The 12,097-nt window shown below is 61.3% G+C and carries 8 protein-coding genes, 1 tRNA gene and 2 pseudogenes; 4 read left to right on the forward strand and 7 right to left on the reverse strand.

Annotated elements, in window-relative coordinates:
* Together C480_RS02835 and C480_RS02840 are read right to left on the reverse strand one after the other, a co-directional pair.
* Complete coding sequence (locus C480_RS02835; RefSeq protein ID WP_006664108.1) at positions 1-2,055, reverse strand: type II secretion system F family protein; 2,055 nt, start codon at positions 2,053-2,055, stop codon at positions 1-3.
* The gene (locus C480_RS02840) at positions 2,052-6,305 is read right to left on the reverse strand and encodes an ATPase, T2SS/T4P/T4SS family (RefSeq protein WP_049903114.1); all 4,254 of its coding nucleotides are present in this window, start codon (positions 6,303-6,305) and stop codon (positions 2,052-2,054) included. Before C480_RS02840 ends, C480_RS02835 begins: the two co-directional genes overlap by 4 nt.
* A 234-nt stretch (positions 6,306-6,539) precedes the next feature.
* On the opposite strand from C480_RS02840, the gene C480_RS02845 reads away from it, so the two are divergent.
* Positions 6,540-7,307: an SDR family NAD(P)-dependent oxidoreductase gene (locus C480_RS02845; RefSeq protein WP_006664110.1), complete on the forward strand. Its 768-nt coding sequence runs from the start codon at positions 6,540-6,542 to the stop codon at positions 7,305-7,307.
* Positions 7,308-7,650: 343 nt separating this feature from the next.
* On the opposite strand, the gene C480_RS02850 is transcribed toward C480_RS02845, so the two are convergent.
* Positions 7,651-7,723: transfer RNA gene (locus tag C480_RS02850), tRNA-Arg, on the reverse strand.
* A 12-nt stretch (positions 7,724-7,735) separates the two neighbouring features.
* Positions 7,736-8,038, reverse strand: coding sequence for a twin-arginine translocase TatA/TatE family subunit (tatA, locus tag C480_RS02855; protein WP_006664111.1), 303 nt, complete (start codon positions 8,036-8,038; stop codon positions 7,736-7,738).
* 326 nt (positions 8,039-8,364) lie between these two features.
* Between tatA and C480_RS02860 the strand changes: the two genes are divergently transcribed.
* Both C480_RS02860 and C480_RS02865 read left to right on the forward strand, forming a co-directional pair.
* Entirely contained in the window at positions 8,365-8,844 is a 480-nt protein-coding gene (locus tag C480_RS02860; RefSeq protein ID WP_006664112.1) for a redoxin domain-containing protein, read from the forward strand.
* 64 nt (positions 8,845-8,908) lie between these two features.
* Positions 8,909-9,724, forward strand: coding sequence for an HD domain-containing protein (locus C480_RS02865; RefSeq protein ID WP_006664113.1), 816 nt, complete (start codon positions 8,909-8,911; stop codon positions 9,722-9,724).
* A gap of 54 nt (positions 9,725-9,778) precedes the next feature.
* Here the strand turns inward: C480_RS02865 and C480_RS02870 are convergent, their stop codons facing one another.
* Complete coding sequence (locus C480_RS02870; RefSeq protein WP_006664114.1) at positions 9,779-10,003, reverse strand: helix-turn-helix domain-containing protein; 225 nt, start codon at positions 10,001-10,003, stop codon at positions 9,779-9,781.
* Positions 10,004-10,155: 152 nt separating this feature from the next.
* On the opposite strand from C480_RS02870, the pseudogene C480_RS22005 reads away from it, so the two are divergent.
* A pseudogene (locus C480_RS22005) lies at positions 10,156-10,341 on the forward strand (XapX domain-containing protein); the annotation flags it as partial.
* A 39-nt stretch (positions 10,342-10,380) separates the two neighbouring features.
* On the opposite strand, the gene C480_RS02875 reads toward C480_RS22005, so the two are convergent.
* A complete protein-coding gene (locus C480_RS02875) occupies positions 10,381-11,685 on the reverse strand; it encodes a 5'-deoxyadenosine deaminase (RefSeq protein WP_006664115.1) in 1,305 nt (434 codons plus the stop codon).
* Between the two features lie 131 nt (positions 11,686-11,816).
* Positions 11,817-12,097: pseudogene (locus tag C480_RS02880) on the reverse strand (FAD-binding protein); the annotation flags it as partial.

A 12,097-nucleotide genomic window follows, 5' to 3' on the forward strand; every position in this document is an offset into this window, starting at 1 on the left:
TCAGGCCACCATCGTCCAGCCGAGAAGGGCGATCGTCACTAGGATGATCGCGTATTTGAGCCCGCTCAGTACGTCCGCATCGCGGATATAGCCACAGATGAATCCGGAGATGATCCCCTGCAGCGTCACCGCGTGGAAAAACAGCGCCGACAGCATATCGATCTGGATATTGTCGCTCAGGTCGGCCTGTGCGAGTTCACTGTTGGCCTCGCCGGCACCGCCGCTGTTGGTTTCGAGACCGGCCATCGTATCGATGAACTGCGTCTTGAGGATCGCAATGACAGCGAGGACGGTCAGGAACGTCATGATGATGATGACGACCTGCATCCGCGTGCGGGACTTGCGCTCGCGTTCGATGTCGTCGTGGTTTTCGCTCGCGCTTGCGGCCGTCCGGAGCACGTCCGTAATCTGGTTCGAGGCCTCCTGTGCCTCCGTGATGAGCCGGGTCGTCCGGGCGAGTCGCGGAATGTGGTACTTGTTGTTGAACTCGATGAGCGCCGACTTCAGACTCGTCCCGTAGTTGACTTTCGTGTGCATGAGTTCGAACTCGCGGGCGAGTTTGCCACTCGTCGTGTCGGCGACGGACTTGAACGATTCGAGGAGTGTGAGACCAGTATCGTTCGCACTCGAGAGTTTCCGTAGGTCTTCCGAGAGCGTGTTGACGACGGTATTTCGGTGGCGGACGTTCCACTCGCGGAAGATCGAGAGCGGAATCGCAACGATATAGAACGGAATGTAGACGTAGATGACGGTTCCCCAGATGACGTTATCGAGCAGGGCGCTCCACGAGAGCGGTGCGGAACCGGTCATCATCGCCGTCGTCACGACGACAAGCGCCAGTGGGATCGTAAGCGCGACCGTGTACAGCGGGTTGTCCCTGAAGAAGATGTGCGGTCGCTTTAGGACCTCTATCGTTTCGTGGGTTCCCTCGCGGTTCTTGATCCGATCGAAGACGCTGTGCTCGCCGGTGAACTGTTCGACGAGACCGAGATTGAGCAGTCCCTGTTCCGCCTTGCTCTCGACGTATCTGTTGCCGGTCGCATTCGAGAGGTAGCCGTCGCCGGGCTCGTCGTGTTTGACCGTCGAGACCAGTATGAGGAACCCGACCCCGGTAAGCGGAATCAGCCCGTAGACGGTCATGTACAGCATGTTATTGGTGACATCCGCCTGTGGGATCATCTGCATCACGACCATGATGATGATGAGCAAGAGCGGAAACAGCGACAGCGTCATGTACATCTCCCCGAAGAGTTCGAGCGTCTCGAGGGTGAGTTCCTGTTCCTGCTTGGCCGTGCGCATGTGCTTTTCCTTCTTGTCTTCGAGGAAACTCTCCATGTCGCCGCCGCTGTTGACGATCGAGAGCATATCTGTCAGGAACTGCGAGAGTTCGTCACTCGGCGTTTCGATCGCCTGAGTGCGGATCGCGGTCCGGTAGTCGACGTCGAAGTACTCGGTTTCCTTGACGATGCTCTGGAACTCCTTTGCGACCTCGCCGTAGGTGTCGTCGGCCTGGGCCATCGCGTCGATGATCTCGAGTTGGTTTAGTCCGCCGACCGACAGCGCGTACATGAACGAGACGGAGTCGGTCAGCAACATGTTGATCTCGCGCTTGCGTGCCGACGCGCGCGAGTACGGGATCGCAGTGAGCGAGCCAAAGCCGAGTGCAAAGCCGATCGTCCCGAATATGATTCCGGTGATGAAGACGAGCGCCGGCACTCGGAGCGCCTCGATAATCGCGAGTAGCGTATCGTTCCCGACGGGGAACCCGATGATGGTATCGACGGCGATCAGCCCGGTCGCAAAGAGCGTATACCCGAGTGTGAGACCAATCAGCCACAGTGCAAGGCCGCTGATGAACCCGATGCCGAGCGCGCGAGAGAGATAGAGTTCAACTGTGTCGGTCATCCGGGCCTGGGCGAGTTTCGTCTCGACGTCGGCGACGAACTCGCTGTCCTCGCCGAAGAGACGGCTATACAGCGGATAGAACGTTTCACCGAGGATATCGGATCCGCCGGCAACACTTTCGGAGTCGCCCGTATCGGTTTGCAGGCTCATTCGTCGCTCGCCTCGTCTTCGTCGGTTTGGCTGGCGGGTTCAGTCGGTGTCTCGTCGTCCGCATCGGCACTCGTCTCGTCCTCGGCGGCGAAAATACTCGAGTCGGATTCGGTCGTCCGTTCTGCATCAAACATCGACTCGCCGCCGGAATCGGCGCGACTATCGTCCTCGTCGTCGCTAAAGACCGACTCCGATTGCTCGCCGAAGATCGAGTTCGATGTGTCGCCGGTCTCGTTCGCGCTCGGATCAGCGGTTCGGTCTCCCGTCTCTACGGCCCTCTCCCTCTCACTGTCCGTGTCTGCGTCGGTGTCTGTACCCGTGTCCGCACCCGCGTCAGCGGCTGATTCGATCGTCGACTCGTCGAACGTCACCACGTCGCCTGTGTCACCTGCATCGCCTGTTTGATCGTCCTCCGTTCCGTTATCAGGGGTCGAAGACGGCGCTGACGGATCTGGACCGGGATTGGACTCGGAATCTGGCCCAGGGTCTGCAGTCGCCTCGTGTTCGTACTCGTCTGACCGGTCCTGATCTGACGCCGAATCGGGCGACCCCGTCGAAACATCCGTCGTCGGTCCAGGCCCTCGCTCTTCGACCGGTGTCCCAGAGCCGAGTTCGATCGACGGAACGGCGCTTTCGGGAACCGTCGGCTGCCCCGATTCTGTCTCCTCGTCGGCAGCAGTCGAGTCAGCGGCTGTTTGGTCGGCCTCCGCAGACGCTGACCCTGGCCCTGGCCCTGACCCTGACCCTGACCCTGACCCTGACTGCGCGTTCGGCTCCGTTACCGACTCGTCGGTAGTCCGGCGGCCGCCCTCGGCTCCACTCGGATCGGCCGATCCGCTCGGCGATTGTGACGACGCCTCGTTGGTTTCGCCACCTGCCGAGTCGTCCATCGACTCCGAACTCGAATCCGAATCCGAATCCGGACCCGGACCCGAACCCGAACCCGGATCTGGATCGAACACATCATCGAACTCGTCGCCGGCGAACACCTCATCCGTCGCGGTTGTATCGACGGTCCGATCCCCTGACTCCGCACCCGCAGTCGCCGATTCGAGTTCATCGAGCGTCTCGCCCATGTCGTCGAAGAGACCGCCCAGATCACCGTCGGCATCGTCGGACGGGAAGACGGTAACGTCACTCGTCTCTCCGGAACCGGACTCCGTTGCTCCGGCAGTTCCATCGCTCCAGGCCGGCGCTTCGCCCGCAGCGAACTCGTCCGCCGTCTCCAGGCTGTCTATCTCGGGGGATGTCGAGTTCGCAGACGCGGGTTCAGTCGTCGTGTCGGTTCCGGTGCTGGTGCCGGTGCCGGTCTCAGTTCCGGGGCTGACACCGGAATCGGCCGCTCCGGTGTCCGCACTAGCCCCGTCACCGGTGCCCGCACTGGCACCACTGCCAGCGGTCGTCTCGGCGGTCGTCGCCTCGATACCAAACCCGCTGCTGTCCGTCTCTGCGAACCAGTCCGGTTCGTCGTCGTCCGCGCCCATCGCCATCGTCGCCGCCGTATCCGCAAAGTCGGTCGCGCCGTCGCCGAACGTCCACTCCTCCGCGATGCCGTCCTCGATACCGCTCTCGAAGTCGAACTCGTCGTCCGTTCCGTCGACTTCGATCGGGTCTTCGTCGGCGACTTCTCCCAGTGCGCTCGCGAGACCGCTCGGCACCTTCCCACGATAGTCTTCGAACAGCGACTCCTCGGCTCGCTCGAGGAGGTCCATCGAGAGATTGTACGTTTCGGAGGTCGAATCCGGGCGCGGAACGAGTTCTTCTTTCTCCTGGTCGACGTCGATCAGGACGCTTTCCATCTCCCGGAGGTCGTCGAGGCTCTCCTCGAGTTGGCCGTTCGCGATGAGCGTCAGGATTGTATCGGGATCGTTGATGAACGCCTGGACCGTCGCGGCGACCTCGGCGTAGGTGTTGAGACCGTTCTTGATGAGATAGGCGAGGATGACCTCGCGTTTGAACAGTTCCTCCTCGAGTTTCTCCGTGCTCCAGCCGCGGTCGAACTGGATCTCCTCTAAGGTGTTCGAGTCCCCCATCTTGAGGAACTCGTCCGTTTCGGCCTGCCACTGGTAGACGTCTTGAACGTTGATCTCGTCGTGTTCGGCCTCGTAGTGGTTGATCTCCGTGAGCGACTTGTTCCGGCGGACCTTCCGGCCCTGGACTCGGGTCTGGGTCTGGATCGAGACCAGGTCCAGGGCGGTGAACATCGTCTTCGAGACGTTGATCGGGTCCGTCGTGAATCGCTTTAACACCTCGTCGACGGAGTCCGCGTGGAACGTGGTGTAGGTCGTGTGTCCCGTCGACATGACCTGGAACAGCGTCCGCCCCTCCTCACCGCGGATCTCGCCCATCACGATGTAGTCAGGCCGTTGGCGGAGGGCGGCTTCGAGCAGATCGAACTCGTCGACGTCGCCCTGCTCGTCGTCGGCGAACGAGGGGCGAGTGACGCTTGCAATCCAGTTACGCTGTGGCAGTTCGACCTCGCGTGTGTCCTCGATCGAGACGATCTTTGCGCTGCTCGGGATGAACAGCGAGACCGCGTTGAGGGAGGTCGTCTTCCCGGATGCGGTACCCCCGGCGAAGATCAGGCTCTTGTGGTTCTCGATGGCGAGCCAGAGGAACGCCATCTCGTCCAAGCTGAAGGTGTTCCAGTTGATGAGGTCGATCGGGGTAAACGGCACGTCCTTGAACTGACGGATGGTGTAGTTCGTCCCGTGATCGGACACCTCCTGACCGAGCGTCAGTTGCGCACGCGAGCCGTCCGGCAGCGTCGCGTCGACCTGCGGCAGCCGTTTACTGATGCCCTTGCCCGATCGCTGGGCGAGTTTGACGACGAAGTCGTCGAGTTCATCCTTACCGTGGTAGATGTTCGAGATGATCTGCTCGTACTCGGAGTGATAAACGAAGACGGGCGAGTTGTAGCCGTCGACGGAGATGTCCTCGACGTTGATGTCGTGTTTGATCCCGTCGATGCGCTCGTAGCCGATGAAGTTCCGTTTGAGGAAGTACAGGAGCTTCTCGACCTGGTACTCGTTTAGCGTGTCCGGGTCCTCGGCGAGGAGGATCGGTTCCGGACGGACCTCGATGCCCTCGAGTTGGTTCTGGGAGAGGGCTACGTCGTCCGCCGTCTCCTCGTCTTCATCTTCGTCTTCGTCTGTATCGGCATCGTCATCATCGTCCAGCAGCGTCTGGACGGTCTCCAGAAGCCCCGCTTTCTTGCTCCCCGACTGCTTCTCGAAGAGGTCGTAGCGCTTTAACAACTGTCGTGTTTCGTCCTCGATGACGACCCGGCGGCCGTCCTCGTTTGCCTTCTCCTTGACGCCGTCATCGGAGTACTTGATCGCCTTCCTGAGTTTGCCCGAGAGGAACTCCTGGAGTTCCACCTCGATCTCGTTCAGGTACGGCTCGACCATGTAGTATTTCTTCTCGTTTTCCTTCTCGGAGTGGAAGACGACGACGAAGGCGTAGGGTTTGTTCACCCAGTAGCGCTCGACCTCCCGGAAGTGCGTCTTCTTCTCCATCGGCACCGTCTTCTCGAGGTCGTAGCGATTGCTGACCGTCGTGTTCCCGGCCGCGGTCGAGAAGAACTCGTCCTCGTCGATGTCCTCCTGGATGTTGACGGTCCGTTCCTCGACGACGTCGTCGAGTTCCATCGCGATATCGTCGGCGATCGAGAGCCGATCCTCGAGCGTGTCGGGATCGAAGCCGAGGGCTTCTTCTTTGTCGTGGCGAACGATGTCACCCTCGTCATCGCGGGGCCGGTTTCCGTCTTCGTCGTAGTAGTACTCCCACTTGTAGTGCTCCCAGGTCCAGACGTCCTTGACGACGGGCGTCGTCTCCGGGTCGACGTACTCCAAGAACGGCGTCTCGAGAGCGTCGGCGTTCGATCCGGCGATCGGCAATACCCGGTCGACTAACTCCTCGGGCTGGTAGCCGAGATACGGCTCCGGATCGAACGAAACGCGATCCCAGTCCCCGCCCGAGGGAACCGCCGGCTCCGGTTTCTCGTCGGTGTCGAGACCGAGTTGATCCGTCGGCTCGTCGGTGTCCCGCACAGCCGAATAGAGCGTCGAAACCTCGTCCCCGTACCCATACTCCTCCATAAAATCCGCCCACGTATACTCGCCGACACGAACGCCGGATCCCGAACCGGCATCCGACTCGTCGGAGTCCACGTCCCCCGACCCAGATGCGGACGCCCCAGCCGCAGACGCCTGTTTTGCATCCGGTTGGTCGGCTTCGTCAATAGCCATTGCACCTACCCTCTCAGTCACCCTTCAAAAAATTCATCCGCTCATTACCATATCTGATAACTTGGGAAGTCAAGGAATCAACACGTACTGCGATTCAGTTGCCTCCGTTCGGAACTCGCGAGCATATCTCCCCCACACAATTATTATATATCGTATGTATTCAGGGACGATTGCCCACTTCGGATCCGAAGCCAGTTTGATATACGCCCCGCACAGGACTACAAACGAGACCCCATGACAACCCCGTTCGATCTCGACGACACCGTCGCACTGGTTACCGGCGGGAGCCGCGGCATCGGCCGCGCCGTCGCACTCGAACTCGCAACCGCTGGCGCCGCCGTCGTCCCCGCCGCTCGCTCGACACCTGAACTCGAAGCAGTCGCTCAGGAAATCGTCGCCGACGGCGGCGACGCCCTTCCCGTTACCGCAGACGTTACCGATCCAAACGCCGTTGCGGACGCCGTCGACCGAGCCGAAGCCGAGTTCGGCGGCGTCGATGTCGTCGTCAACAACGCCGGCTTCAACCCCGACGACGCACTCGGCCGACCCGAAGACGTCTCGACCGCGGATTTCGAGCGGACGCTCGGCGTCAACCTCACCGGTGCCTACGAGGTGACAACCGCCGCAGCCCAATCCCTCCACGAAAACGACGGCGGCGCAGTCGTCAACGTCGCCAGCGTCGGCGGACTCGTCGGCCTCCCGCGCCAGCATCCCTACGTCGCCTCCAAACACGGCCTGGTCGGACTCACGAAGAGCCTCGCACTCGACTGGGCCCCCGACGTCCGCGTCAACGCCGTCGCCCCCGGCTACGTCTCGACCGACCTGACCACCGAACTCGAGTCGAACGACCGCCTCCGCCAATCGATCCTCGATCGAACTCCACTCGATCGGTTCGCCGATCCGGAAGAGATCGCCGGCCCCGTCGTCTTCCTCGCGAGTTCAGCGGCGAGTTACGTCACGGGGTCGTGTCTGGCGGTCGACGGTGGCTGGACCGCACGGTGAAGGACCGTTGCGTCGGCGCGAACAGTCGGAGTCGGAGGTGAACTCGGTTGGCCGGCTCGGCAGAGACGCCGTGAGAGCCGCTGATCGAGGTGGTTGGGTTCGTACTCGAGACCGAGCTGTCTGTAGAATCGGCGTTTCACTCGCACGGTATGTAGTCACTTTGTAGAGACTAGGCGTGGCGGGATTCGAACCACGCTTGAGAACCCGCTCGCTAGCGCTCGCAGTAACACGGGCGGGATTCGAACCGGAGCAAGACGATCACCTCGCTTCGCTCGGCGCTGCGACTTGCAGGGTTCAGGAATCCCGCCACGCCGGTTCACTCGTCACTACGTGGCTCGCTGCACGGGCGTGGCGGGATTCGAACCCACGATCAGAAGGTTAGGAACCTCCTGCCCTCTCCGCTAGGCCACACGCCCCGCAAAAGACGGTTAGTTGGTCGTGGTGTCTGTGCTGGTTTCCGTCTCGTCGTCTTCGGTGGTGACCGGCTCCGTGTCGACGAAATCGTCGTCCTCGTCGTCGAGGTCGCCCTCGAAGTCACCGTCGCGCATTTCTTCGAGTTCTGTTTCGACCTTCTCACGCCCCTTCTGGAACTCGCCCATGGCCTCGCCGGTCGAGCGTGCTAGTTGCGGGATCTTGTTCGCCCCGAACAGCAGAATGGCGATGAAAAGGATGATCAGTAGTTCTGGGCCCCCTGGAACAGGAGCGAACAGCGGTGCGATTTCGGCTACCATCTCTATGCGTGGCTTACCCGCTGGCAATTATAACCTTTTTGGACCTCGCAGTCCTGCAGGGACCGCCAACAGGTCACTCTCCGACGAGTTCAGCCAGCGACCACCGCCAGTATTCACAACGTGTTTTGTCCGGTGAATCGCCCGAGCAGCCGGTCGGAAGGAACTGAGAGTCAGTGAGCAGCCCTCTACAGTCCCGTTCAGTGCTGTACTGGCGAGAAAGCGGATGATCCACACGAACGGTCTCTCACTGAACTCGTCACGATCCGCCACGCGGGTTCGGTCCGCGAACGAAACTGTCTTTCCTGCCTGTACGTAAGGTGGTAACGATGCCAGCAACTGGTGATGCCGCACCCGACTTTACCGCACCGCTCGCAAACGGCGACGTCGACGAGTTCAGTCTCTCGGATGAACTCGGCGCGGAGGCACCGATCGTCCTTGCGTTCTTCCCCGGTGCGTTCACGGGCGTCTGCACCGAAGAAATGTGTACGTTCCAGGATCGGCTCGCTGCTTTCGATGAACTCGACGCGTCGGTTTACGGAGTCAGCCGTGACTCGCCGTTTGCGCTTAACGAGTTCCGCGCGCAGAACGACCTCGAGTTCGGCCTGATCAGTGACTTCAACAAGGAGATCATCGACGAGTACGGTATCGAGATGGACTTCGACGACCTTGGCGTCTACGGCGTCGCCAAGCGCTCGGTGTTCGTGGTCGATGCAGACGGCGAAATTACGTATTCCTGGGTCAGCGACGATCCGGGCGTCGAACCGGAATACGCGGAGGTTGAGGCGGCTGTCGAGGACGTCGCCTAAGCGCGTCGTCACCGAATCGGCAACCGGCGTAGCGCTTTTTTAGCCTGCAACCGACGTGGATGGTATGAGCGATACTGCTGGTGACGATAACGGAAGCCGTGTCTACGTTCCCGAGAGCGAGCACAACTTCCCGGACGAGAAACTGAACGCCGTCCTCGAACGCATCGAAGAAGACGAGGAGATCCAGACGTATCTCGAGGCCCAGAACGTCAATGCCGTCGATCGGATGCGCTACAACGATCACGGTCGGAAGCACATCGAGATCGTTCGCAATCGCGCGCTCTGTCTGTACGACCTCCTCAAAGCGGGCAACGTCGACTTCAACGGCGCACGCCAGCAAGGACTCGCGGAGGCGGACGAATCGGTGATCATCGCCCTCGCGGCGACGCTGCACGACATCGGCCACGTCGTCCATCGGGACGAACACGTCTACTACTCGATCCCGCTCGCTGCCGACATTCTCGACCGGATCCTCCCCGAGTTCTACGAACTCGCCGAACAGGTCCGCATGAAGGGGGAGATTCTGCACGCGATCCTCTGTCACCACACGGCCGAGACGCCGCTGACGACCGAGGCCGGCATCATCCGCGTCGCCGACGCGCTGGACATGGAAAGCGGCCGCTCGCGCATCCCCTACGAACACGGCGGTCGCGGGATCAACACGCTCTCGAGTCAGGCGATCAGCCGCGTTTCGCTCTACGAAGGCGAAACCAGTCCGGTGATGGTCGAAATCGCGATGACCAACGCCGCCGGCGTCTATCAGGTGGACAACCTCCTCAAGGCGAAACTCCGCGACTCGGGGCTGGAGGACGAGATCCGTATCGTCGCGGTCAACACGAACGAGAACCACGACCAGTTGGTCGAGCGGATCGAACTCTAGACGCTTCCCCGATCGCATCAGCGACCGGTTTCCTCCCACTGCCAGTTATAGCCGTCAACAGAGCCGATACTGGCCCTCATCCCGTTCGACGTAGCCGCGCTTGCGAAGCGTCCGGATGATCGAAAGAACGGTCCCCTTGTTGATACTCAATGCCGCACAGAGGTCGTCAGCCGTCGATTCCGGCCAGACGTGCAAATAGAGATAGACGACTTTCGCCTGGGCCGAATCGAACTCGTCCGGGATCGAGACATCTGCCGTCGGTCGTTCGCTGAGTTGCATACTACACCATCCCTTGTTCGACGATATTAAAATTGAGTATCGTCGTTCGTCGAAAGGCGTAGGACGAGAACGGGGGATATCGCGTCGACGGAGAACACGGTGGGTCGAACGCAAGCCAGCGTGTTTTTGTCGCTTCCTGCGCCCTCCTCGGTATTGACTGCCAACTCGTCGTTCTGGGACTGCTCATCGGTACACTCACCGGCGCGTTCTTCGCACTGATCGACGTACCGATTCCGGCCCCGCCCGAACTCCCCGGTTTCGTGGGCACCGTCGAGATCTCTCTCGGCTACAACATCGTTACCGCAACCGGCCTCAGCCTCGGCGTTCTCGACTCGGTTTCTGGCGCTAGTTCACGTCGACTGTCGAATGACTATTCGTCACGCAGTAACATCCATCTCGGCCGCGAACTCGCGGGCTCGATCCCTGATCGCGTCAGCGTCGGCGACGAGTACCTCGCCGTCCTGCATGAGGACCTTCCCATCGACCATCGTGAACTGCACGTCGTCTCCGTGAGCGGCGAACGTGAGGTGTGAGAGGACGTCGTGAAGCGGGGTCGCGCGAGTGATGTCCGTCTCGAGACCGACGATGTCCGCCTTCCAGCCCTCGCGGAGTTTCCCGACGCGGTCGAAGCCGGCCGCCTGCGCACCGTTGACCGTTGCCATCTCGAACACTGTCTTAGCCGGCAGCGCCTCGGAATCGAGGTGGTCGACCTTCTGGAGCAAACTGGCCTGTCGCATCTCCGTGAACGGGTCGAGCGTGTTGTTACACGGCGGCCCGTCGTTCCCCAGCGCGACGTTGATCCCGCGGTCCAGGTAGTCGAGCACCGGTGCGATTCCGCTCGCGAGTTTCATATTCGACGACGGACAGTAGGTGACGTTGGTCCCCGTCTCCGCGAGCACCTCGCGTTCTTCCTCGTTGGTCCAGACGCAGTGGGCGAGCACAACATCCTCCCCGGTCAGCCCGACCTCGTCGAGCCAGTGGATATTTCGCTTGCCGGTTTCGTCCTCGACGGTTTCGATCTCGCCGCGATTCTCGCTCGCGTGCGTGTGGATCGTCACCCCCTCGTAGGCGTCCGCGAGTTCTCTCGCGCCGCGGAGACACGCCTCGGTACAGCTCACGGCAAATCGGGGCGTCACGGCGTACTGAATGCGGCCGTCGTCGACGCCGTGATACCGCTGAATGAGCCGTTCGCTCTCCTCGAGTGCCGCGTCGGTGTCTTCGAGCAGCCCGGCCGGTGAATCCTTGTCCATCAGTACCTTCCCGAGCCGTCCGCGGATACCGAACTCGCGGGCGGCCTCGAAGGCTTCGTCGGCGTGGGCGACGGAGAGGTGGTCAATGCAGGTCGTCGTCCCGCTTTCGATCAGTTCGAGATACCCCAGTTCGGCGGCGGCGCGCATCCCGTCGGCCGAGAGGGAGGCCTCCATCGGGAGGACGTACTCGGAGAGCCATTCGAGCAGTTCGGTGTCGTCGGCGATGCCGCGACCGAGACTCTGGACGGAGTGAACGTGTCCGCCGACCGTGCCCGGCACGAGCACGTCACAGGCGTGGTGCTCGTGGTCCGGATACTGGTCGCGACACGTCGAACGGTCTCCAACGGCAACGATGATGTCGTCCTCGACGACGACGGCACCGTCCGGAATCACGGTGTCGGCGTCGGCGACGACGGTCCCCGACAGCAACATACCGGCCCAGGATAGCCTGGCGGGTGCCTTAGCTCTGGTGGTTGGTGGGTGTCGAGAGCGGGAAAACGGGAGAACGGAACACGGGGAACCGAGTTCGAAGAATCGGCCGCGAGCAGAACCGCAGAGAGGCGTCAGTAACTGCGCTCTTTCGGCTCGTAGGTTTTATCCTGGCCCTCGAGAATGACCGGGCGGTAGAAGATATCGGGCGCACCGTCGTCCCAGGAGACGAGCGTGTGTTTGAGCCAGTTCTCGTCGTCGCGGATCTGGTTCTCCTGTCGCCAGTGTGCGCCGCGGAACTCGTTTCGCACGAGTGCGCCGAGTGCGATCGTCTCTGCGACGTCGATCAGGTTGCGCGTCTCGATCGTGTGCTGGAGGTCGGTGTTGAACCTGTCTCTTATACACATCTCTGATG

It is taken from the genome of Natrialba aegyptia DSM 13077, from assembly GCF_000337535.1.
In the GTDB taxonomy this organism is placed as follows: domain Archaea; phylum Halobacteriota; class Halobacteria; order Halobacteriales; family Natrialbaceae; genus Natrialba; species Natrialba aegyptia.